Genomic DNA, 23,848 nt, shown 5'->3' on the forward strand with positions numbered 1-23,848 from the left:
TTTATTATGTAAAATAAATTTTAATGAGGTGTAATATGGCAACCGTTACTGTGAGAATTAATGGGATGGAATATAATTTAAAAGGAAAAGAAGATGAGGCATATCTTAAGCAATTAGCAAGTTATGTTGAGGAAAAGTTACAAGAGATACTTAATAAAAATAATAAATTAAGTGTATCTGCAGCATCTGTATTAACAGCCATAAACTTAGCGGATGATTCTTTTAAGAGTAAAAAAGAAACAAATAATTTTTTAGATGATAATGAAACTTTAAAAGCTGAAATAAAAGTTATGAATAAAGAGATTATTATGAGTAACAGTAATAAAGAAAAGGCGGTTAAAGTTAAGGAAATAGAAATGAAAGCTGTTATAGATAATTTAAAAGGCAGAATTTCTAAAGAAATAAAATTAAAAGAACTTGCAGAGAAGGAAATAGTAAGTTCAAAAGAGGTTTTAAGTGTTTTAATTAGTGAGAAAACTAGATTAGAGCAAGAAAAAGTAGAACTTCAAGAAGAACTTCATGAAGAGATTCAAAATTCTTCAAATGATTCAAGTGAAGAAATTGCATTATTAAGAAAGCAAATAAGTCTTATAGAGAAGGAAAATATAGACTTGAAAAAAAGGAATGTAATGTATAAAAATTCTAGCAGAGATTCAAAGTTTGAATTACAATCTTGTAAGTATAGAATGTTAGACCTTGAAAATAAATATTTAGAGGGTCAAATTACTATTGCAACAGAAAAAGCGAAGAATAATAAGCTTATCGTAAAGAAAATAAAATAAAATTTTGCTCCTGTATATTGTATGGGGGTATTTTTTTGCTTTAATCTGAAAACTTTTTTGAGATATTTTAAATGTTTGTGTATAATGAAGTATTGAATTAATTTGTTAAATTTATTTGTTTACTAAAGCAAAATATTAGGAGTAGTGAATTTTTATGAACAACGTAGAATTATTAGCCCCAGCTGGGTCAATGGAAAGTATTGTAGCAGCTATCAATAAGGGTGCTAATGGAATATATTTAGGTGGAGATAAATTCTCAGCTAGAGCTAGTGCATCAAACTTTGATAGACCGAACTTAGAGAAGGCAGTAGACTATGCACATAGTTATAATATACCTGTATATGTAACTTTAAACACTTTAATAAAAGAAAGTGAATTTAATGAAGTAATAGACTATGTAGGATTTTTATATAGAGTAGGTGTGGATGCTGTTATAATCCAAGATACTGGAATTCTTAAAAGAGTTAGAGAAGTTTACCCAGGATTTGAAATACATGCATCAACTCAAATGAGTATACATAATGCAGAAGGATCATTATTCTTCAGTGAAAATGGATTTAAAAGAATTGTTTTATCAAGAGAGCTTTCTTTAGATGAAATTAAATATATATCAACTGATTTAAATATAGAAACAGAAGTTTTTGTTCATGGAGCATTATGTGTTTCATATTCAGGACAATGTCTTATAAGTAGTATGATAGGAGATAGGAGTGGAAACAGAGGGAGCTGTGCCCAAACTTGTAGAATGGAATATAGTCTTATAAGAGATGCTGATGGAAAAGAAACAGAGGGACACCTTTTAAGCCCTAAAGATATGTGTAATGTAGATAATATAGAAGATATATTAAAAACAGGAACAAGTTCTTTAAAAGTAGAAGGTAGAATGAAAAAGCCTGAGTATGTAGCTGGAGTTATTGGTAGCTATAGGGAAGCTATAGATGAAGCGGTTGCAAAAGGTAAGAATACTAAAAAGAGGGAAGGCGATTTATTAAAATTATTTAATAGACAAGGTTTCTCAAATGCATATCTTTATAAAAATACTGGAAAAGATATGATGGCTTATAAAAACCCTAAAAATACAGGAATCTTTATGGGTAAAATAGGAGCAAATTCTGAAATTGTTTTAAGTGAAGATATAACAGTTAAAGATGGACTGAGATTCGGTGAAACTGGATTTGTACTTGTTAAGATATTAATGAATGGTAAAGAAGTTAAATCAGCTAGTAAAGGTGATAAAGTTGTTTTATATCCTAGAAAGTATAAGCAAGGTGATGAATGTTATAAGATGAATGATATTCTTCTTATGAATGAGCTTAAAAAATCTTATGAAAAATTATATGGAAAGAAAATAGCACTTACTACAAATGTTATCTTTAAACTTGGAATGCCATTTGAGATGAGAATTGATTATAATGGGAATTCTTATACTAAAAAAGGTGATATAGTTGAAGCAGCTGTGAATAGTCCATTAGATATGGGAAGAGTTGAGAAAAATTTAAAGAAATCAGGAGAAATTCCTTATAAAATAGAGAATGTTAATTTTGATTTATTTGATGATGGATTTATGGCAATGGCATCTATTAATAATGTTAGAAGAGAAATCCTTGATGAAATTTTTGCATTTGAAATTTCAAGATATAAAAATGAAGTTAAAAGAGAAACTTTAGATATTTTAAGAGTTAAATCTGATAGAAAAGATTATGGTAAAGTTATACCTAAGGTTAGTAATAAAGAGCAACTACAAGCTGCACTTGATTTAGGTATAGAAAATATAATTGTAGATATATTTGGTAAAAATAAAGATACATTAAATAAAGGTATATTTGCTCATTTAGAAAATTATGATGCAAAGATATACTTAGAAATCCCTAATGTTGTTAAAGAAGAATTTGAAGTAGTATGTAAGATAATTGATTCTTTAGAAGGTAAAATAGAGGGTCTGTTAACTGGAAATACTGGTATAATTAGAAGATATGATGGAAAGCTTAAAATGCTTGGTGGATATAAGTTAAATGTATTTAACTCAGATGCACTTAAATTCTATAACCAATATTTAGAGGCAACATCACTTAGTCTAGAGATTAATAGAAAAGAAATTAGTTCTATTTTATCTAAAAATGCTGAAGGTGCAATGTTCTTTATTTATGGTAAACCAGAGGTTATGATAAGTGAATATTGCCCAATTGGTAGTACATTTGGTGGTAAGACTACTAAAAGAGAATGTGATGACCAATGTATAAATAGTACATTTAGATTAAGAGATAGAATGGATGAAGATTTACTTGTGATGACAGATTTATTCTGTAGAGCACACATATACAACCCAGTTCCTGTAAATATTACATCAGAGATAAAGGACATCAAAAATATTGGAATCAAGACTTTTAGAGCTGATTTCATAGATGAAACTTATGATGAAACAAAAATAGTTTTAGAGGCTATTATAAATGATCAAACTCTAAGACTTAAAAAGTTTGCAAAGGGACATTACAGAAAGGGTGTACAGTAAGAATAGGAGAGAAAAGAATGAACAATAAGGTTATTAAATCTTTAGAATTTGATAAGGTAAGAAAATTAGTAGAGAAGTATGCTATTACAAAAAGTGCTAAGGAAAAAATCTTAAACCTTGCACCATATGATAATAAATATGATGTTATAGAGCATTTAGAGGAAACAAAAGAAGCTTTGAATATTTCTATAAAAAAAGGAGCTGCACCATTTGAAGGACTTTATGATGTTAGTGAAGATTTAGTTCGTATTTCAAAAGGTGGTTCTGTTGAAGCTTTTTCACTTTTGAAAATTGCTAATATGTTAAATTGTGCTAGAAGATTTAAAGAGTTTTTTGTAAGAAAGGAAGAGGAAGAGAGTTATAGAATTTTAGAGGATATAGCTTTTGGACTTATACCTTATAAAAATATAGAGGATGCAATTTTTAGAGCGATTGTTGGAGAAGATGAAATTTCTGATAGAGCTAGTGAAAAATTATACTCTGTAAGAAGAAAACTTAAAGAAAAAAATGGTTCAGTAAGAGATAAAGTTAACACTTTAGTTAGAGATAACGCAGAATTCCTTCAAGATACACTTTTCACTGTAAGAGGTGATAGATATGTTATACCTGTAAAGGCACAGCATAAAGCGTCTGTTAAGGGGCTTATTCATGATCAAAGTGCAAGTGGTTCAACTGTTTTTATAGAACCGATTGCTCTTGTTAACTTAAATAATGAGATTAAAGAACTTATGCTTGAAGAAAGAAAAGAAGTTGCAAGGATTTTAGCAGAGCTTACAGCGCTTGTTTATAATGAAATAAAATTTGTTAAAGTTAACTTTGAAATTATTTTAGAGTTTGATTTTATATTTGCAAAAGCAAGTTATGCTAGTTTCATTGATGGAACAATACCAAATATTAATACAGATGGTAGAATTGATTTAATTGAAGCAAGACATCCTCTTATAGAAAGAGAAAAAGTAGTACCATCTAATATTTATCTTGGTGGAGAATTTACTAGCCTTGTTGTTACAGGTCCTAATACTGGAGGGAAAACTGTTACTATAAAAACTGCTGGGATAATTCAGCTTATGGGACTTTCAGGTCTTTTAATACCAACTGAAGAAAATTCAACAATAGCATATTTTAATGAGATATATGCAGATATTGGAGAAGAGCAGAGTATAGAGCAAAGTTTATCAACTTTCTCAGCGCATATGACTAATATAGTTAGAATTATGGAAGTTGCAGATGAAAATAGTTTTGTACTATTTGATGAACTTGGTTCAGGAACAGACCCAACAGAAGGTTCAGCACTTGCTGTAGCTATTTTAGAAACACTTAGAAAAAGAGGGTGTAGACTTTTATCTACAACTCATTATAGTGAACTTAAGGCTTATGCACTTAAAACTATTGGAGTAGAAAATGCTTCGGTTGAATTTAGTATAGAAACACTTAGCCCAACTTATAGACTGTTAATAGGAGTTCCTGGTAAGTCTAATGCTTTTGAAATATCAAGAAGACTTGGATTATCAGATAATCTTATATCAGAAGCTAAGGAACTTATAGCTAGTGATTCACTTGCTTTTGAAGATTTAATACAAAGTCTTCAAGATAAAAATATAGCAGCAGAAAATTATGCTAGAGATGCAGAAAAATATAAGATACAAGCTAAAATGACTAAAGATAAACTTGATGTTAAACTTTCAAGGATTGAAGTAGTTAGAGAAAATGCATATGCGGAAGCTAGAAGAGAGTCTAAATCTATTTTAGATACTGCAAAAGAAGAAGCAGATGCAATCCTTAAAAATATGAGAGATCTTGAAAGACTTGGTATTACAAGTGAAGCAAGAAGAGAACTTGAAAAACAAAGAGGGAAGCTTAGAGAAAAAATAAATGATGTACAGTCAGCACTTCATAATAGACCAGAAGAAGAACGTGGTGAAGAACTTACAGAGGTTTATGAAGGGATGGAAGTTATGCTTCCTAGAATAAATCAGAAAGTTATTATCTTATCTATGCCTGATAAAAAAGGTGAAGTTATGGTTGAGGCTGGTATTATGAAAATAAGTGTTAAACTTAAAGAACTTAGAAAAGCTAAAATTTCTAAGCAAGAAAAGAAAATGCAAAAAAGAGAATCAAAACTTAATATGAAAGTAGTACCAATATCTGTTGATTTAAGAGGACTTGATTCTATTGATGCTGTTATGACTGCTGATAAATATCTTGATGATGCAGCTATAGGAAGACTTGGAGAAGTTACTATAGTTCATGGGAAAGGTACAGGAGTTTTAAGAGATGAGATAGGAAAGATGCTTAAAAGACATCCACATGTTAAAAAACATAGACTTGGAGTTTATGGTGAGGGTGGAAATGGAGTTACTATAGTAGAACTTAAGTAAAAATACAAGTCGTATTAAATTTAGTAAAGCTAAATTTAGTACGGCTTTTTTGAAAATTAGAATTAATTGATATGGAGAGGGGTAGTATAAATGATTATGGTTAGTGCATGTCTGTGTGGAGAGAATTGTAAGTATAATGGTGGGAATAATAAGAGTGAGAAGGTTCTAAATTTTATAAAAGATAAGGAAGTTATATATGTATGCCCAGAAGAACTTGGAGGTCTTAGCACACCAAGAGAGCCAGCAGAGATAATTGGAACATCAAAAGGAGTTATAAATGGCTGTGATAAAATAAAAACATATACAGGGATTGATGTCACAGTAGAATTTTTAAATGGAGCAGTAAAAACTCTTGAAATAGCAAAGAAAAATGATATAAAACTTGCTATTTTAAAGGCAAAAAGTCCATCTTGTGGAAAGGGATTGGTCTATGATGGGACTTTTAGTGGTAGTAAGATTATAGGGAATGGAGTAACAGCAGAACTTTTAATGAAAAATGGTGTTAAGGTTTTAACAGAGGAAGAGGTCTAAGTAGCTTTATGTAAGGCTTTTGTTATGATATATATCTACAAAATTTTACAAGAAAGTGGTATAATATGAGTATTATTATGGATTGAAATATCTAAGCAAAGGAGGAAGTTTATTATGAAAAAGAAAATTGCAGCTTTTTTTGATATTGATGGAACAATATACAGAGAGGGACTTATAACAGAAGTGTTTAAGAAAATAATCAAATATGAACTTGTTAAAGGTGAAAAATGGGATGATGAGGTTAAACCAGCATTCTTAAAGTGGGATAAAAGACAAGGGGATTATGATGATTATCTTTTAAAAATGGTGGATATATACATAGATACTATAAAAGGTTTAAACAAATATCACATAGAACATATTGCTAAAACTGTTATAGAACAAAAAGGTGATAGAGTATATACATTTACTAGAGAGAGAATTAAATGGCATAAAGAGCAAGGGCATGTTGTTATAGCTATCTCAGGTTCACCAATAGAACTTGTTACACAAATGGCAAACAAATATAATATGGACGACCATAGGGGAACAATATATAAAATTGATGATAATGAATGTTATACAGGTGAGATTATTCCAATGTGGGATGCTGATAGTAAGGAAAAAGCTATAAATGAACTTGTTGAAAAATATGATATAGATTTATCAGAAAGTTATGCTTATGGAGATACATCAGGAGATTTTACAATGTTTAAACATGTAGGAAAACCTCATGCAATAAACCCAACTAGAGAACTTATTGGTAAAATTAAAGAAAGTAAAGATATTAAAGAAAAAATTAATGTTGTAGTTGAAAGAAAAGATGTTATCTATAAAATAGATTTAGATACAGTTGAAATAATATAATTAAAAATGAATAAAAATAATCCCGGTTGTTAATAATAATAAGCATGTAATGAATTAACAGGAGGGATTATTTTTTATGGGAAATTTAAATATTAATCAAAGAGAAAAACCAACTCATCATGAGGCAAGAAAAAATAGAAAAGCAGGTAGAATCCCAGGAATACTTTATGGAAAGGCTATACAAAACACAATGATTGAAATAGCGAGTCTTGAACTTAATGAGTATCTTTATAATGAAGGTGCAACAGGGATTGTTAATGTTTGTTTAGATGGAAATGAGCATAAAGCTATAATTAAAGAAGTACAAAGAGATGCTATAACAAGAGATATAGTGCATATAGACCTTGAAAAAGTTGAAGCTAATTCAACAGTTACAGCAAGTGTTCCTGTAAGTTTTACAGGAGAAGAAAATTTAGTAAGACATGGTGTTGTTCTTCAAAAGCAGAAAGACAGTGTTAAAGTTAAATGTGAAGCAGATAATATACCAAAAGTTATAAGTTTAGATGTTACAAATGCTAAAATAGGTGACAGTTTTAGACTTACTGATGTAGAATTTGCGAGTGAAATTTGTATAGTTGATAGTTTGGATTCAGTACTTGCAACAGTTAGTGCAGAGCAGAAAAGACAAGATCCAATTGTAGCAGAGGTTGTTCCTGAAACACAAGCAGAGGAAATAGTAGAAGAATAAAAAAAATTTAAATATTAAGCATCTCTTGAAATAAGAGATGCTTATTTGTTTTGTAAAACATTTACAGTAAATGAGAAGTGAAAATTCTTTTATGAAATTGTTAAAAATAGACGATTTATTTAAAAATTAGTATTATAATTCTACTCCATATAATATAATTATGTATATTGAAAAAGTAGGGAGATGAGTTTATGTATAAAGAAAAATATGAACAATGGTTAAGTTCTAATATGATTTCAGAGGATCTTAAGGCGGAGCTTATAGCTATAAAAGATGATGAGAAAGAAATAGAAGATAGATTTTATAAGGAATTAGATTTTGGTACAGGTGGACTAAGAGGAATTATAGGAGCTGGTACTAATAGACTTAATGAAACTACAGTTGGGAAAGCAACACAAGGTTTTGCTAACTTTTTAAATAATGAGAATAAAGGTAATATATCTATTGCAATAGCTTATGATTCAAGAAATAAATCAGTTGAGTTTTCAAAAGCAGCGGCATTAAATCTTGCGGCTAATGGAATAAAGGTTTATTTATTTGAAAGTTTAAGACCAACACCTTTATTATCATTTGCAGTTAGACATTTAGGGTGTAATGGTGGAATAGTATTAACAGCTTCACATAATCCTAAGATTTATAATGGGTATAAAGCTTATGATGAAAATGGTTGCCAGTTAACTGATGAGCCAGCAGAAAAAGTTATAACTTATGTTAATAATATAGAAGATTATAGTGAGATAAAAACTATGAATGAGAGTGAAGCAATAGAAAAAGGACTTCTTGAGTATATTGGTGAAGAGGTTGATGCTGCATTTATAGAAGAACTTAAAAAAGTTACAATAAGAGAGGATTTAGTTAAAGAAAATGCTAAAGACTTAAAAATTGTATTTACACCTATTCATGGTTCAGGGAATGTGCCAGTTAGAAGAATTTTATCAGAACTTGGATATGAGAATGTTCATGTTGTAAAAGAGCAAGAACTTCCAGATGGTGAGTTCCCAACAGCTCCATATCCAAACCCAGAAGATCCAAAAGTATTTGAACTTGCTTTAAAGCTTTCAGATGAAGTTTGTGCAGATGTTATATTTGGAACAGATCCAGATTGTGATAGAATTGGTGTAGTTGTTAAAGATAATAAGGGTGAATATAAAGTGTTATCAGGAAATCAAACAGGAATACTTTTAACACACTATATAATATCATCTCTTAAAGAAGTAAATAAACTTCCTAAAAATGGGGCTGTAACAAAAACTATAGTTACAACTGAAGCAGTAAGAAAAATTACTGATGAGTATGGGGTTAAATTATTTGATTTATTAACAGGATTTAAATATATTGGAGAAAAAATGACTGAGTTTGAAAAAACTTCAGAGTATCAATATATCTTAGGATTTGAAGAAAGTTATGGATATCTTATAGGAACTCATGCTAGAGATAAAGATGCAGTAGTTGCAGCTCAAATGATAGCTGAGATGACATTATACTATAAGACTAAGGGGAAAACTTTATATGAGGCGTTAGTGGACTTATATAATAAATATGGATACTTTAAAGAAAGTTTAGTATCAGTTACTCTTGAAGGAAAAGAAGGGCAAGAAAAAATAACTGCTTGTATAGATGCTTTAAGAAATACAACAATTTCAGAGGTTGCAGGGGCTAAAGTTATAACTTCTTTTGATTATAAATTAAGTACAGAACTTAATAACTTAACAAATGAACAAAAAAACATAGACCTTCCAAAATCAAATGTGTTAAAATATGTTTTAGAGGATGATTCTTGGTTTGTTGTTAGACCTTCAGGTACAGAACCTAAAATGAAAGTTTATTTATCAGTTAAAGGGCTAAGTCTTGAAGATGCAGATGCTAAGAGTACTCAGTTTGAGAAAGACGTAATGTCTATAATAAATGAGAAATTAAACTAATAAATAATGGGTTGCCCTTTTATAGGGCAGCCTATATTTTTAGCAAAAGGAGTGTAATTAATATTGGATTTTAATGAATATTCAAAAGAAAAATTAGCAAAATTACTTTTTATGGAGATAAATGCAGAAGGCTTTTTAAAAGCAATAGGAGCAGAAAAAAGTAATGTAGAAATAGAGGAACTATACATACCAGTTGACCCAGTACATTTAAACCAAGATGTTAAAAGTGGTTTAAAGCTTGATAAACTTCCTATAAATTATTTTATAGAGGGAATGTTTTTTGCACTAGGTGGAGACAAAAATTTAAAATTTAATAGTGATTACAAGAAAATAATTCCTTTAATAAAAGATAGTGAAAAAATAGTTAAAAGTCTTATAGCGGATAAGAGTAAAAACAATGAGCTTCCAGATGCACTTGTACTTCTACTTGGAATGTGTGAATATAAAGCAGATAAAGAAATATTTGAAAAAACATTACTTGTTTGCGAAGCATTAAGAGAAGTAAATAGCGAGTATAATGATACGCAAATTATAATTGCAGATAGAGCAAAGGAATTATTTGAAATAGAGTCATTCCCATATTTATATTCTGCGATTGCACAAAAAGATAAAGAAAATTTAAGTAAGGCAGTAGTTGATATAAATGAATATATAAGACTTGGTGGAGAGAAAAATTCTGAAATAGAAGCACTATTTGAAGAGATTTCTGATGCATCAGCATATGAAGAAGGAAAAGAAGCCTTAATAGAAGATCCAACAATGGCACTTACAAAATTCTTACCACTTGCCGATAAGTTTACAGAAGATGCTATACTTAGATTCTATATAGGAACTTGTTATAGAAGACTTGGGAATTTTGAGAAGGCTATATATTATCTTCAAGAAAGTCAGGCAATGGATAGTAATATTGTAGAGGTTGTAAATGAACTAGGAATAAACTTTGCATCACTTGGAAGTTATGATAATGCTATAAATTGCTTTAGAAAAGCTTTTGAAGGAACAAAAGATGTTGAGATATGTACAAATCTAATTATGTGTTATGTGCATAATAATGATTTAGAAAATGCTAAGAAACATTTAAAACTTGCTGAGGCAATTAATAAAGATGATGAGATAGTTAAAGAAATTAAAGCGGCATTTAAAGATTTATAAAAAAATGGAGGTAGTAGAGGGAGTATGAGAGAAGTGAAAATTGAGGAATTTATGTGTAACCTTGCATCAGAGAAACCAGCACCAGGTGGTGGTGCTGCATCAGGTATGGTTGCATCATTATCAGGGGCGCTTTGCTCTATGGTTTATAGCTTAACAATTGGGAAAAAAGTTTTTGATGAGCTTGTTGATGATGATAAAGAATTAATGCGTGAAAATATAGAAGAGGCTAAAGGTTTTTATAATGAAGCATTAAACTTTGCTAGAAAAGATGAGGATGCATTTAATGCACTTATGGCTACTTATAAATTACCAAAATCTACGGATGAGGAAAAGAAGAAAAGAAGTCATGAGATTGAGAAAAAAACATTAACTTGTATGATAGTTCCACTTAGTCTTGCTGAAGAAAGTATTAATTTTTATAAAAATATAATGTTTGCAGCAGAAAAAGGGAATAAAAATCTTGTATCAGATGCAGCAATTTCTGCAATTATGCTACATGCGACAATTGAATCATCAATTATAAATGTTAGGGTGAATTTAGGATTTATAAAAGATGAGAATATACAAAAAAGTGTAAAGAAAAAGCTTAATATGATAGAAGAAAATAATAATATAATGAAAATGGAATGCATGGAAGTAGTTAATAAATATATGTAGTACATTTAAAAAGCCACAAGTTAAGTAAGATAACTTGTGGCTTTTACTATTTATTAAAATCATTAAGTGATCTAAATTCATATCCTTCGGATTTTAAATGTTTTATAAGACTATCTAAAATTGTAGCATTAGTTTTAGAACAAGCATGAAGTAGCAATATTTGCCCATTATGAATATTAGACGTTATTTTATTAAATGCATATTCAGGAGTAGGTTGTTGGTCTGTTAACCAATCTTTATATGCAAAACTCCAAAATACTGATATATAACCAAGCTTTTTAGTTTCCAAAAGGCTTTTATGACTATATTTACCCATAGGAGGTCTAAAGAATATAGGCATTTTATCACCAGTTATTTTAGTATATTCAACCTCAACTTCTTTAAATTCTTTTGTGAAATTTTCAGTTCCAACAAGTGTTGGCATAGATTTATGTTTTGCTGTATGGTTGCACACAAGATGATTTCCATCATACATTTTTTTTATAAGCTCAGGTTGTGAAGTTATATAAGGCTTTGTAACAAAAAAAGCTGCAGTAACATTATTTTTATTCAAAGTATCAATTATTGATGGAGTAAAACCATTCTCATAGCCCTCATCAAAAGTTAGATATAAAACTTTTTGCGATTCATTTCCTTTAAATATTGCTATTTCATCACTAAGGAAGGGAGCTTCTCTTGGTGAGAGGAGGGTGTTTAAGTTTTTATCAAAAGAATAGTACCAATTTAATTCTTCATTACTTGTAGTAGTAGCTAAAACTTTAATTGGTGAGATTAAAAATAAAGCTGCTAGTAGTAGAGAAAAAAAGTTTATCATATATATCACCTCTTTAAACATATTATGTCTATATAAGGCAAATACTATAAAAAAACTTTGATGGATATAGAGGTAGGATTTTACATCACTTGAAATATAATAAAAGCTAGAGTATAATTTTATAAGGTAATTAATTAAGTTTAAAATGAAAGGACTGTACATAGATGAAATTAGGAATAGTTGGACTACCAAACGTAGGAAAAAGTACATTATTTAATGCAATAACAAAAGCTGGAGCAGAAGCAGCAAACTACCCATTCTGTACAATAGAACCAAATATAGGGGTTGTAAGTGTACCAGATAAGAGAATGGACGTTTTAGAAGAAATGTATGGAACAAAGAAAAAGATCTATACAGCAATAGAATTTTACGATATAGCTGGACTTGTTAAAGGTGCTAGTAAAGGTGAAGGACTTGGAAATAAATTCTTATCACACATAAGAGAAGTTGAATCAATAGTACACGTTGTAAGATGTTTTGAAGATGAAAATGTAGTACACGTAGATGGTTCAGTTGATCCAATCAGAGATATTGAAACTATAAGTCTTGAGCTTATATTTGCAGATATTGATGTTATTGAGAAAAGAATGGAAAGAGCTTTAAAAGGAGTTAGATCAGGAGATGCTGCTATAAAAGCTGAATATGCTTTAATGGAAAGACTTAAAGCACACTTAGAAGCAAGTAAACCTGCTAGAACTTTAGAAGTTACAGAAGATGAAGAGGCTATTATGAAAGGATTATTCCTTATAACATCTAAGCCAGTTCTTTATGCTTGTAATATATCAGAAGATGATATGATGGAAGGAAATCTTGAGAATGATATGGTTCTTAAAGTTAAAGCTTTCGCAGAAGGTGAAGAAGCTGGAACAACTATAGTATCAGCTAAACTTGAAGAAGAATTATCAGGACTTGATGATGATGAAAAGGCTGAAATGTTATCAGAGTATGGTTTAGAAGAATCAGGACTTGATAAATTAATCCAAGCTAGTTATAAATTACTAGGATTAATCAGTTACCTTACAGCTGGTGTTAAAGAAGTAAGAGCTTGGACAATAAAAGAAGGAACAAAAGCTCCTGCTGCAGCAAGTAAAATCCACTCAGATATTGAAAGAGGATTTATCAGAGCTGAAGTTGTAGGATATGAAGATTTAGTTGCATGTGGTTCAGAGCCAGCAGCTAAAGAAAAAGGTCTTTACAGATTAGAAGGTAAAGAGTACGTTATGAAAGATGGAGATGTAGTTCAATTTAGATTTAACGTATAATATATATTATAAGTAGCTATCAAAGAAAAATTTCTTTGATAGCTACTTTTTTATTGAAATAAAAATAAATGGAAAGCTAACTTTACAAATAATGGAATTTTATGGTATTGTAAATATAAAGCAAACTTGACATTTGAGATTGAGGTGAGAAGTATTAAAAATAAATTAGAAGCTATAAGAAAAGATAAGAAGATAGGGCAGGAGGAACTTGCAAAAGCAATGAGCGTGTCAAGACAAACGATAAGTTCACTTGAAAATGGAAGGTATAATCCATCTATAATATTAGCTTTTAAGATAGCTAAGTATTTTGACTTATTAATCGAAGAAATTTTTATTTATGAAGAGGGGATTAAATTTGAAACAAGAAGGTGAAAAAAATTTGGGTAGTAAAAAGATTTTAAATGGTGTTTTGGTAATTATAGCAGGAATAATTCAAGGGATAGGCTTGCTTGCATACTTTTTAAGTAAGGATATAAGAGTTGCAGTTATATGTACGGTAGTAGCAATAGGACTTGGAGGTTTAGTCTTAGCAAATACAACAACAGAAGAAAAAATAGAAATTAATGATGAAAGAAATGTTTATATTAGGCGAAAAGCAGTTTCAAGTGCTAGTAATATAACAATACTTATTGAGATTTTTGTAGCTTTTATATTAATGTTTTTGGGTGAAAAAGAGATAGCTACTTTGATATTTGGTTTTGTACTAATTAATTCATTTTTAACAGCTATGTTTTTAAAAAGATATGAAAAAAGATTTTAAGTAAATGAAAAGGTATGAGTTTTATAAAAAACTCATACCTTTTTTGGCGGGAATATGTGAGAATTGAACTCACCAATGATAGTATTAGTACCACAACTAGGTTTTGAAGACCCGTAGGGACACCAGCCCCTATCTACTCCCATATATCTACTTTATTTTATAATAGTCGATAGATAATGTCAAAAAAAAATATCGTATTGTAGTATAATATATGATATTGTATATAATTTGTTGAATTAATTAACAAATTATATAATAAAATTAATATTTTCCCAATAGTTTTTTAAAAAAAGTGGGTAAAAGTGGTTGAAAGTACTTGGCAGATAGTGTAAATTATATATATAAGGATAATTTATAGTTATATAAATTACTAGTATATGAAAAACAGGTGGAAAATATGTTCATAGGAGAGTATAATCATAATTTGGATTTAAAAAATAGAATAATTATACCCTCAAAGTTCAGAGAGCGTTTAGATGATATATTTTATATGACTAAAGTGCTTGATGGATGTGTATCATATAAACGAATGGGAAGAATTAAATAAGAAACTAAAAACTTTACTAAACTAAGTAGTAAAGAAAAATGGGACGAATATAATAATGAAAATATTGATTTTTCTGAAATTGCAGAAAAATGATGGATTTAGGAATATAAGGAGAACAAAATGGAATTTAAACATATATCAGTACTTTTAAATGAATGTATAGAAGGTTTGAATATAAAAAAAGATGGAATTTATGTTGATTGCACACTTGGTGGAGCAGGACATTCATCAGTTATTTTAGAGAACCTTGGAAATGAAGGAAGATTAATAGGTATAGATCAAGATAAAGATGCACTTAAAGCAGCTGGAGAAAAACTTAAAGATTTCCCAAATGCGACTTTAGTTCATAGTAATTTTGAAGAAATAAAAAATGTTTTAGATAATCTTGATATTGAAGGTGTAGATGGTATCTTAATAGATCTTGGAGTTTCATCTTATCAACTTGATACAGCTGATAGAGGATTTAGTTATATGAAAGATGCACCACTTGATATGAGAATGAATAGAGAAGAAACACTTAGCGCACATGAAGTTGTAAATGGTTATACAGGTGAAATGTTATATAGAGTTATTAGAGAGTATGGGGAAGAAAAATTTGCTAAGAGAATAGTTGGATTTATAATTAAAGCAAGAGAAGAAAAGGAAATAGAAACTACTTTTGAACTTGTTGAAATAATTAAGTCTGCTATACCAGCAAAAGCTAGAAGAGAGGGACCTCATCCAGCTAAAAGAACATTCCAAGCTATAAGAATAGAAGTTAATAGAGAACTTGCAATTATTAAAGATACTATTAAAGATGGAGTAAGTAAGCTTAATAAAGGTGGAAGAATGGCTATTATAACATTCCACTCATTAGAAGATAGGATTGTTAAAACAACATATAAAAGCTTAACAAATCCATGTACATGTCCAAGTGGATTCCCAATTTGTGTGTGTGATAGTGATCCTATCATAAAGATACTTACAAAGAAACCATTAGAGGCATCAGCAGAAGAACTTGAATATAATCCAAGAAGTAGAAGTGCAAAACTTAGAGTTTTAGAAAAATTATAATATAAGGTATAAAAAATAGGGTGAAATTAAGGGTGGTTTTATGTTATGGGTATAGAAAAATTAAAGCATAATATACAAGGAAATATAACCAATCCAAAGATAAAGGAACAAAATAACAAAAGAAGAAAACTAAGAGAGAAAAAATATTTAGAGAATCATGCATTAAGGGAAGAGCAGAAGAAAAATAGAGTTATATTTGGAACTTCAATCGTGATGTGTATATTTGTAGCTACATCAATATTTATATTAAGTAGATACAATGCAATATATACAATACAAACTGATATAACAAATCTTAATAATCAGATAAAAGTTATGTCAGAAAAGAATGAAGATTTTAATATAAAAATATCAGAAAGTGGGTCTTTAGAAAAAATAGAAAAGATAGCTTTTGATAAATTAGATATGGTCTACCCAAATAGAAATGATTCAATGAATATAGTTCCTTAAATAGTCTTAATAAATGGATGTACTTTAATAGAGTGCATCCATAATTTTTTATTTTAAAATATTATATTATCGGGGGAAAATATGTTGAAAGATAAAAAGACATCAAAAAATGGACAGTTTAAGTTAAAGGTTAGAGAGAGAAGTTCAAAAGTTCTTATAATATTTGGGGTAGGATTTTTATTTATACTATGTTTTTTAGTATATAGAGTAGTATTTAGAGGTGAAGTATATAAAAAAAGAGCTGATGAGCAAGTTATAAGTGAAATAGAAATAGAGGCTAAAAGAGGGCGTATATTAGATAGAAATGGTCATAGCATTGCTGTTAGTGGGGATGTTTATAGAGTTGATTTAGATATAGTTAGTATAAATCAAACATTAGAAAGAAAAGCTACTAGTGAGAATAGCGAAGAAAGTTTAGAAAATGTTTTAATAGAAAAACTAGCAAGTATTTTAAATCTTGATAAAGAATTTGTAGATAGTAAGGTGAATGCAAAACTTAAATCAGGTGCAGATGCAACAAGCTCTATTCTTGCAAGAAGAATTAGTAAAGAACAGGCAGATGCGATAAAAGAACTTGATACTTATGGAATTTTAATATCATCAGATACAAAAAGATATTATCCAAATGATGAATTTGCATCTTATGTTGTAGGAAATGTAAATGCTGATGGTAAAGGGCTTAATGGCATAGAGATGTATTATGATTCAGTTTTATCTGGTATATCAGGATATAGAATTGCGGGTATTGATGGTGACAAGGAGCATGAACTCCCACTTGAAGGTGCTAATTATATAAATCCAATCAATGGTAAGGATGTAATATTAACAATTGATGAGAAGATTCAATATTTTGCAGAGAAAGCAGCAGAGAAAGCGTTAAAGGCACATAAGGCTGATTCAGTTAGTGTTTTGGTTACAGAACCAAATACTAATGAAATATTAGCACTTGTTACAAATCCAGATTATAATCCTAATAAACCATATGAGGGTTTTGAAGGATTTAAGGGAGAAACAGAAAGTGAAAAAATACAACAAATGTGGAGAAATAGAGTTATATCTAATACATATGAACCTGGTTCTACATTTAAAATAGTTACAGCATCAGCTGGAGTGCAAGAAGGTATTGCTAATAGAGGTGAAACATATGTGTGTGGAGGATATAAGCTTATACAAGGGACAAGAATAAATTGCTGGAAGAGAGAGGGACATGGACCACAAACATTTAGTCAGATTATAGAAAATTCTTGTAATGTAGGTTTTATGGAGATTGGTGAAAAACTTGGTAAAGAAAAATTGCATGAATATATTACAAAGTTTGGTTTTGGAAAAGAAACGGGGATTGATATTACTGGTGAAGCAATTGGAATTATTAAGACTCCTGAAACAATGAGTGATGTTGACCTTGCAACTATATCTTTTGGACAAGCTAACACAGTTAGTATGATTCAACTTTTAACAGGTTTTAATGCTAGTATAAATGGTGGATATTTAGTTAAACCACATTTAATGAAAGAAATTTCAAGCACAACAGAAAATGGCACACTTGTTATAAATGATTCTTATAAAACAGAAAAAACACAAGTTATAGATAAAAAAACTTCAGATGTAATAAAAGGTGCTTTAGAGGAAACAGTTGCAACGGGTACTGGTAAATCTGCTTTTATTGAAGGCTTTAGGGTAATTGGTAAGACTGGAACAGCAGAGATGATAGATGAAGAAAATGGTGGGTATGGGCAAGGTAGAATTGCTTCATTTATAGCAGGGGCACCTGCAAATAATCCTAAAATAAGTATTTTAGTAGTAGTAGAAAATCCTAAAGTTGGAGCAGCATCAGGAAGTAGTATGGCAGCACCTGTTGTTAAAGAAGTTTTAGAGGGGATTTATACTTACAAGGGGATTGAGGATTTAGATTTTACACAGGATAATAATTCATCGATAATAATGCCTGAAGTAAGAGGACTTGAAGTAGAGGAAGCAAAAGATATATTTAAACGTGAAAATATCGAAATGAAAATTAGTGGTAAAGGCAGTAGAGTTAAAAGTTTAGATGTTTTACCAGGAAGCTTAATTAAAAAGGGCGCAGTAGTAAATGTAAAACTTACAGAGGGACAAAATTTTGAAAGTAAAGTTGTTGTACCAAACTTTATAGGTTATACAAATGATATGATTGAGAGTGTTTTTAATAAAATTGGTTTGAAGTATAAATTAGACAATAAAATAGGAATAGTTGAAAGGCAGAGTATTGAAGCAGGCGAAGTTGTAAATACTGGAGATACAGTTAAATTAATTTTAAAAAAGAAAGAGTAATTTAATTAAGTTAATCAACATATTATTTAAGGATATATCAAATTGATATATCCTTATTTTAATTTTGGAGGTTAATTATGGCGAGGAGTTTTAAAGATAGGGCTACAATGAAAAAGAGAATGCATTTTGGTTTGGTATTTTTAATTGTGATATTTCTTTTGTTAATAATGAGAGTTGTATATATTACAGTATTCAAATATGAAGAGTATTCAAGTAAGGCAATAGACCAGTGGACTAGTGATGTAAAGATAGCAGCGAAAAGAGGGAAGGTTTATGATAGAAATGGTAAAGAATTAGCAGTGAGTGGGAATGTATATAGGGTAGATATAGACTTAAAAACAGTTGCTAAACATAATAAAGATAATAAAACAACTAATGAAAGTCTAGCACCGGGACTTGCAAAAGCATTAGAAATTGATGAGGCAAAAGTATTAAAACAATTGAATTTTAGACTTCCGTCAGGTGCACCAGCTCAAAGTTCTATTTTAGCTAGAAGAGTTGATAAAGAAAAAGCAGATAAGGTTAAGGATTTGGACATAAGTGGGATTATGGTATCGGCAGATACTATGAGATATTACCCAGAAGAGGAAGTTTTGTCACATGTACTTGGAACTACAAATTCGGATGGAAAAGGGCTTACAGGAGTTGAGCTTGTATATGATGAAATACTAGCGGGTTCACCAGGTAGAAGAATAACTGAAATTGCAAAAGATGGAGCTGATATAACGGATACTATATCTAGATTTTCAGCACCTATTGATGGTAAAGATGTTACGCTTACTATAGATTTACAAATTCAAGAGTTTTTAGAAAAAGCAGCAGAGATAACAAAGGAAAAAAATAAAGCAGATGCAGTAAGTATAATAGCTATGGACCCAAGAAATGGAGAAATACTTGGAATGGCTAATTCACCAGGGTATGATTTGAATGATGCTCATGAAGGATTAGAATTATTTAAAGGTGAAACAGATGGTGATAAAGTTCAGAAAATGTGGAGAAATAGAGCGGTATCAGATACTTTTGAGTTAGGTTCTATATTTAAGGTTATAACAGCAACGGCTGCAATGGAAGAAAATCTTATTGGTGATGAAGACAAGTTTAATTGTAGTGGAAATAGAAAAGTTGGAGATAGAAATATAAGATGTTGGAAAAGGACAGGTCATGGGGAACTTGATTTTCATGGAATTGTGAAAAATTCATGTAATGTAGGTTTTATGGAACTTGGGCAAAGACTTGGACCAGAAAAAATGACTGAATATATAAAGAAGTTTGGGCTTGGTAGTAAATCAGGAGTTGATTTACCAGGAGAAGCTTCAGGTATTATTAAAAAAGCAGAAAAAATTACAGAAACAGATCTTGCAACAATTTCATTTGGACAAACTAATACTGCTAATATGATACAATTCATGACTGCATTTAATGCAATTGCAAATGGAGGGGATTTAATTCAGCCACATGTTATGAAAGAAGTTGGCTATACAGCAACAGATGGAGAAAAAATAATTACAGATGAATTTAAACCAACTGTAAAAGAGAATATTATAAGTGAGGAAACAGCAAAAGAATTTAGAGAAATACTAGAAAGTGTTGTTTCGGAGGGGAGTGCTAAAAATTCATATATTGAAGGCTATAAGATAGGTGGAAAGACTGGAACAGCTCAAAAGGTTAAGGAAACAGGTGGGTATGGTGGTGGATATGTATCATCATTTATTTCAATGGTTCCAGCAGATGACCCTAAACTTACTTTATTTGTTTCAATAGATAACCCTACTGCTGGTCAATATTATGGTGGGGTAATAGCTACGCCAGTTGCTAAAATGGTTTATGAAGATATTTTTAATTATTTAAAACCTTCATATTTTAATGCAGAGATTACAACGGAATGTGATATAATAATCCCTGAGGTCAGAGGTCTTAAAGTTTCTGATGCTAAGAAAATTTTAAAAGAATCAGGTTTAAAATTTGAAATAGAAGGCGAAGATGAATATATAGGTGATATGCTTCCAAAAGCAGGCTATATGGTTGCAGATGGAAGTAAGATAAAACTTTACACAGGTGGTAGTTCTAATTATAATAAAGATGTTATAATTCCAGACTTTCAAGGATATTCAAAGGAAATGGTAGAAAGTCTCATTAAAAAAATAGGACTTAATGCTAAATTTGAAGGCGAGGGAATAGTGAAGTCTCAAAATCACGAAAAAGGTGATGTAGTTAGAAAAGGAGAAACCATAACGTTTGTATTAACCACAGATTAGTTTGATAGTAAATTAGCATGTGGAGTACGCATGCTAATTTTCATGAATTAAAAAAGTTAATTAAGCATAATAATTAAGGAGTGAAATCATGCTTTTAAAAGAATTATTAAAAAAATTAGATTATAAATTAATAAATGGTAATGATGATATAATCATAGGGAATGTAAGATATGATAACAGACGAGTAAATCAAGGAGATTTATTTGTTTGCGTTAAAGGATTTAAAGTTGATGGGCATAGTTTCATAGGGGATGCTAAAAATAAAGGTGCTGTAGCAATTATAGTTTCAGAGGATATTGAAGCAATTGATGGAGTAACTATTATAAAAGTTGAGGATACAAGAAAAGCGTTAGCTATTGTATCATCTAATTATTTTGAAAATCCAAAAGATAAACTTAAAATTATAGGAATAACAGGTACTAATGGTAAGACAACTTCAGCTTTTATGATAAAAGCTATGCTTGAAAAAGCAGGGAAAAAGGTTGGGCTTATAGGAACGATTGCTAATTATATTGGTGATAAAAAAATTGATACTGAGAGAACAACTCCAGAATCATTTGAATTACATGAATTATTTAGTCAGATGGTAAATGAAAATGTAGAATATTGTGTTATGGAAGTTTCATCTCATTCTTTAGAACTTGATAGAGTTTATGGACTTGAGTATGAAGTTGGTATATTTACAAATCTTACAAGAGATCATTTGGATTTCCATAAGACATTTGAAAATTATTATAAAGCTAAGTTTATATTATTTGAAAGATCTAATATTTCAGTAGTTAACTTAGATGATGAATATGGAGTTAATGTTTTAGCTGATTTAAATAAGCTAGAAAAAGATACTATGACATTTTCTATTAAAGGTGATTCAGATTTTAAGGCTTATGATATAGAAATGAATGAAAATGGTTCTACTTTTAAACTTAATATAAAGGGTGAAGAAGTAATTTTTAATATGAATATACCTGGAGATTATAATGTTCAAAATGCACTAGGAACAATACTTATGGGTATTTCTTTAAATATTGATATGAAATTTATAAAAGAAGGTCTTGAAAATATTTTAATACCTGGTAGATGTGAAATGGTTGCTAAAGATAGAGAGATAAATTATAACATAATAATTGATTATGCTCATACACCAGATGGTCTTGAGAATATACTTGAAACAGTTAAAGGTTTTGCTAAAGCTAGAATTATAACTGTAGTTGGGTGTGGTGGAGATAGAGATAAAGTTAAAAGACCTCAAATGGGTAAAATAGCTTGTGATTTATCAGATATAGCAATAATAACTTCAGACAATCCAAGATCAGAAGAGCCAATGAGTATAATAAATGATATAATAAAACCTCTTGTAAATACAAATTATGAGGTTATAGAAGGCAGATATGATGCAATAGAAAGAGCTATGATGATTGCAAAACGTGGAGATGTTGTTTTAATTGCAGGTAAGGGACATGAAACATACCAAATATTAAAAGAAGAAACAATCCATTTTGATGAAAGAGAAGTAGTTAATGAAATATTAGATAAATAGGGAGATTTCTATTATGTTAGAATTAAACTTTAATGAAATTTTAGAAGCTGTAAGTGGTGAAAGTATAAAAGTACCTAAGACTTATAGTGGGAAAGAAGTATCAACTGATACAAGAAAAATAAAAGAGGGTAGTATATTTATTGCTTTAAAAGGTGAGAATTTTGATGGTAATAAGTATGCACTTGATGCAATAAATAAAGGTGCTGCACTTGTTATAGTTTCAGAGATAACTTTTGATATTGAATCTCTAGGTGAGAATATTGGTATTATAAAAGTTGGAAATGGTGAAAAAGCACTTGCAGAGCTTGCACATTTTTATAGAAATAAGTTAGATGTTAAAATTGTAGGGGTTACTGGTTCTACTGGTAAGACTTCTACAAAGGATATAATGTCTGCAGTTTTAAGTTCAAAGTATAAAGTTTTTAAAACTAAAGGGAATTTCAATAATCATATAGGACTTCCACTTATGATATTAGAACTTGATAGTAGTTATGATATAGCGATACTTGAAATGGGAATGAGTGATTTAAAAGAAATTAACTTCCTTGCCAATATTGCTAGACCAGAAGTTGCAGTTATAACAAATGTAGGATTATCTCATATAGAAAACTTAAAAACTAGAGATAATATATTAAAGGCTAAAATGGAAATTGTAGATTTCTTTAATAAAGAAAACACTCTTATAATTAATGCTGATGATGATATGCTTAAAACTGTTAAAGATACAGAGTATAAACTTATTAGATGTGGTATAGGAGAAAATCTTAGTATAAGAGCTAAAAATATGGAATTTGATAAATTAAGTTCAAGTTTTGATATTATTGATGAAAGCAAGTGTGATAGATTTAACCTTTCAATGCCTGGAAAACATAATGTAGGAAACTTTATGCTTGCATATTGCATTGGAAAATACTTTGATGTTTCTGTTAAGGAAATGCAAGAAGGTATGGATAATATAGAAGTTACATCAATGAGACTTGACCTTAAGGATGCAAAAGGCTTTAAAGTTTTGGATGATTGTTATAATTCTAGCCCAGATTCAGTTAAGTCAGCTATAGATGTTTTAATTTCATTAAAAGGTAATAAGAAAATAGGTGTTCTTGGAACTATGAGAGAACTTGGACTTGAGTCTGGAAATTCACATAGAGATATAGGAACATATGCTAAAAATAAAAAATTAGATAAAATATTTGTTTTTGGAGAATTTTCAGAGTTTATAAAATCTGGATTTGGAGAAGGTGCAAGTATTTATGATAGCAAAGAAGCTTTAATAACAGAGTTGAAAGAGTATATATCAGAAGATGATATAGTGCTTGTTAAAGCATCAAGAGGATTAAAATTTGAAGAGATAGTAAAATCTTTAGTTTAAAGAACATATTAGGAGGTGAAGCTGCCTAA

Annotated in this window: 19 protein-coding genes, 1 tRNA gene and 1 pseudogene; 19 read left to right on the top strand and 2 right to left on the bottom strand. The window is 29.7% G+C overall.

The annotated features are described in order from the left end of the window. Positions 1–35 precede the first annotated feature (35 nt). From Q0V15_RS00220 to Q0V15_RS00260, 9 genes are all read left to right on the top strand, one after another. Positions 36–782, top strand: coding sequence for a cell division protein ZapA (locus tag Q0V15_RS00220; RefSeq protein ID WP_297434977.1), 747 nt, complete (start codon positions 36–38; stop codon positions 780–782). Positions 783–936: 154 nt separating this feature from the next. After that, positions 937–3,291, top strand: coding sequence for a U32 family peptidase (locus Q0V15_RS00225; RefSeq protein WP_297434978.1), 2,355 nt, complete (start codon positions 937–939; stop codon positions 3,289–3,291). 17 nt (positions 3,292–3,308) lie between these two features. After that, positions 3,309–5,669, top strand: coding sequence for an endonuclease MutS2 (locus tag Q0V15_RS00230; protein WP_297434979.1), 2,361 nt, complete (start codon positions 3,309–3,311; stop codon positions 5,667–5,669). Between the two features lie 90 nt (positions 5,670–5,759). Beyond that, positions 5,760–6,200: a DUF523 domain-containing protein gene (locus Q0V15_RS00235; protein ID WP_297434980.1), complete on the top strand. Its 441-nt coding sequence runs from the start codon at positions 5,760–5,762 to the stop codon at positions 6,198–6,200. 114 nt (positions 6,201–6,314) lie between these two features. Continuing rightward, complete coding sequence (locus Q0V15_RS00240; protein ID WP_297434981.1) at positions 6,315–7,046, top strand: HAD family phosphatase; 732 nt, start codon at positions 6,315–6,317, stop codon at positions 7,044–7,046. A gap of 76 nt (positions 7,047–7,122) precedes the next feature. Further along, positions 7,123–7,734: a 50S ribosomal protein L25 gene (locus Q0V15_RS00245; RefSeq protein WP_297434982.1), complete on the top strand. Its 612-nt coding sequence runs from the start codon at positions 7,123–7,125 to the stop codon at positions 7,732–7,734. Positions 7,735–7,925: 191 nt separating this feature from the next. After that, positions 7,926–9,656, top strand: a complete 1,731-nt coding sequence (locus Q0V15_RS00250) for a phospho-sugar mutase (protein WP_297434983.1) — start codon at positions 7,926–7,928, stop codon at positions 9,654–9,656. A 63-nt stretch (positions 9,657–9,719) separates the two neighbouring features. Continuing rightward, positions 9,720–10,808, top strand: a complete 1,089-nt coding sequence (locus Q0V15_RS00255) for a lipopolysaccharide assembly protein LapB (RefSeq protein WP_297434984.1) — start codon at positions 9,720–9,722, stop codon at positions 10,806–10,808. A 24-nt stretch (positions 10,809–10,832) separates the two neighbouring features. Next, positions 10,833–11,465, top strand: a complete 633-nt coding sequence (locus Q0V15_RS00260; protein WP_297434985.1) for a cyclodeaminase/cyclohydrolase family protein — start codon at positions 10,833–10,835, stop codon at positions 11,463–11,465. Positions 11,466–11,511: 46 nt separating this feature from the next. Here Q0V15_RS00260 and Q0V15_RS00265 read toward each other — a convergent pair whose 3' ends face one another. Beyond that, positions 11,512–12,279: a polysaccharide deacetylase family protein gene (locus tag Q0V15_RS00265; RefSeq protein WP_297434986.1), complete on the bottom strand. Its 768-nt coding sequence runs from the start codon at positions 12,277–12,279 to the stop codon at positions 11,512–11,514. 164 nt (positions 12,280–12,443) lie between these two features. Between Q0V15_RS00265 and ychF the strand changes: the two genes are divergently transcribed. From ychF to Q0V15_RS00280, 3 genes are all read left to right on the top strand, one after another. After that, positions 12,444–13,541 (top strand): redox-regulated ATPase YchF, encoded by a 1,098-nt coding sequence (gene ychF / locus Q0V15_RS00270; RefSeq protein WP_297434987.1) that lies wholly within the window; start codon positions 12,444–12,446, stop codon positions 13,539–13,541. 153 nt (positions 13,542–13,694) lie between these two features. Then, positions 13,695–13,913: a helix-turn-helix transcriptional regulator gene (locus Q0V15_RS00275; RefSeq protein ID WP_297435044.1), complete on the top strand. Its 219-nt coding sequence runs from the start codon at positions 13,695–13,697 to the stop codon at positions 13,911–13,913. Beyond that, entirely contained in the window at positions 13,897–14,301 is a 405-nt protein-coding gene (locus Q0V15_RS00280) for a hypothetical protein (RefSeq protein WP_297434988.1), read from the top strand. Before Q0V15_RS00275 ends, Q0V15_RS00280 begins: the two co-directional genes overlap by 17 nt. A 44-nt stretch (positions 14,302–14,345) precedes the next feature. Here the strand turns inward: Q0V15_RS00280 and Q0V15_RS00285 are convergent. Continuing rightward, positions 14,346–14,442 (bottom strand) — tRNA-Sec (locus Q0V15_RS00285). Between the two features lie 256 nt (positions 14,443–14,698). Here Q0V15_RS00285 and Q0V15_RS00290 point away from each other — a divergent pair. From Q0V15_RS00290 to murF, 7 genes and pseudogenes are all read left to right on the top strand, one after another. Next, a pseudogene (locus tag Q0V15_RS00290) lies at positions 14,699–14,941 on the top strand (hypothetical protein). Between the two features lie 27 nt (positions 14,942–14,968). Beyond that, positions 14,969–15,901, top strand: coding sequence for a 16S rRNA (cytosine(1402)-N(4))-methyltransferase RsmH (rsmH, locus tag Q0V15_RS00295; RefSeq protein ID WP_297434989.1), 933 nt, complete (start codon positions 14,969–14,971; stop codon positions 15,899–15,901). A 45-nt stretch (positions 15,902–15,946) separates the two neighbouring features. Continuing rightward, positions 15,947–16,351 carry a septum formation initiator family protein gene (locus tag Q0V15_RS00300; protein WP_297434990.1) on the top strand — a complete coding sequence of 135 codons (405 nt, stop codon included), beginning with the start codon at positions 15,947–15,949 and terminating at the stop codon, positions 16,349–16,351. A gap of 81 nt (positions 16,352–16,432) precedes the next feature. Further along, the gene (locus tag Q0V15_RS00305) at positions 16,433–18,658 is read left to right on the top strand and encodes a stage V sporulation protein D (protein ID WP_297434991.1); all 2,226 of its coding nucleotides are present in this window, start codon (positions 16,433–16,435) and stop codon (positions 18,656–18,658) included. Positions 18,659–18,735: 77 nt separating this feature from the next. Then, complete coding sequence (locus tag Q0V15_RS00310; RefSeq protein WP_367173759.1) at positions 18,736–20,913, top strand: stage V sporulation protein D; 2,178 nt, start codon at positions 18,736–18,738, stop codon at positions 20,911–20,913. A gap of 88 nt (positions 20,914–21,001) precedes the next feature. Next, positions 21,002–22,450, top strand: a complete 1,449-nt coding sequence (locus Q0V15_RS00315) for a UDP-N-acetylmuramoyl-L-alanyl-D-glutamate--2,6-diaminopimelate ligase (protein WP_297434992.1) — start codon at positions 21,002–21,004, stop codon at positions 22,448–22,450. A 13-nt stretch (positions 22,451–22,463) separates the two neighbouring features. Beyond that, positions 22,464–23,819: a UDP-N-acetylmuramoyl-tripeptide--D-alanyl-D-alanine ligase gene (murF, locus tag Q0V15_RS00320; RefSeq protein ID WP_297434993.1), complete on the top strand. Its 1,356-nt coding sequence runs from the start codon at positions 22,464–22,466 to the stop codon at positions 23,817–23,819. The last annotated feature ends 29 nt before the right edge of the window (positions 23,820–23,848 follow it).

The organism is uncultured Clostridium sp. (assembly GCF_947036855.1).
Lineage (GTDB): Bacteria > Bacillota > Clostridia > Clostridiales > Clostridiaceae > Sarcina.

Bases quoted from the DNA above. Each gene is read 5' to 3' on its own strand.
- Q0V15_RS00220 (WP_297434977.1), top strand. From the start codon at position 36: ATGGCAACCGTTACTGTGAGAATTAATGGGATGGAATATAATTTAAAA.
- Q0V15_RS00225 (WP_297434978.1), top strand. From the start codon at position 937: ATGAACAACGTAGAATTATTAGCCCCAGCTGGGTCAATGGAAAGTATT.
- Q0V15_RS00230 (WP_297434979.1), top strand. From the start codon at position 3,309: ATGAACAATAAGGTTATTAAATCTTTAGAATTTGATAAGGTAAGAAAA.
- Q0V15_RS00235 (WP_297434980.1), top strand. From the start codon at position 5,760: ATGATTATGGTTAGTGCATGTCTGTGTGGAGAGAATTGTAAGTATAAT.
- Q0V15_RS00240 (WP_297434981.1), top strand. From the start codon at position 6,315: ATGAAAAAGAAAATTGCAGCTTTTTTTGATATTGATGGAACAATATAC.
- Q0V15_RS00245 (WP_297434982.1), top strand. From the start codon at position 7,123: ATGGGAAATTTAAATATTAATCAAAGAGAAAAACCAACTCATCATGAG.
- Q0V15_RS00250 (WP_297434983.1), top strand. From the start codon at position 7,926: ATGTATAAAGAAAAATATGAACAATGGTTAAGTTCTAATATGATTTCA.
- Q0V15_RS00260 (WP_297434985.1), top strand. From the start codon at position 10,833: ATGAGAGAAGTGAAAATTGAGGAATTTATGTGTAACCTTGCATCAGAG.
- Q0V15_RS00265 (WP_297434986.1), bottom strand. From the start codon at position 12,279: ATGATAAACTTTTTTTCTCTACTACTAGCAGCTTTATTTTTAATCTCA.
- ychF (WP_297434987.1), top strand. From the start codon at position 12,444: ATGAAATTAGGAATAGTTGGACTACCAAACGTAGGAAAAAGTACATTA.
- rsmH (WP_297434989.1), top strand. From the start codon at position 14,969: ATGGAATTTAAACATATATCAGTACTTTTAAATGAATGTATAGAAGGT.
- Q0V15_RS00300 (WP_297434990.1), top strand. From the start codon at position 15,947: ATGGGTATAGAAAAATTAAAGCATAATATACAAGGAAATATAACCAAT.
- Q0V15_RS00305 (WP_297434991.1), top strand. From the start codon at position 16,433: ATGTTGAAAGATAAAAAGACATCAAAAAATGGACAGTTTAAGTTAAAG.
- Q0V15_RS00310 (WP_367173759.1), top strand. From the start codon at position 18,736: ATGGCGAGGAGTTTTAAAGATAGGGCTACAATGAAAAAGAGAATGCAT.
- Q0V15_RS00315 (WP_297434992.1), top strand. From the start codon at position 21,002: ATGCTTTTAAAAGAATTATTAAAAAAATTAGATTATAAATTAATAAAT.
- murF (WP_297434993.1), top strand. From the start codon at position 22,464: ATGTTAGAATTAAACTTTAATGAAATTTTAGAAGCTGTAAGTGGTGAA.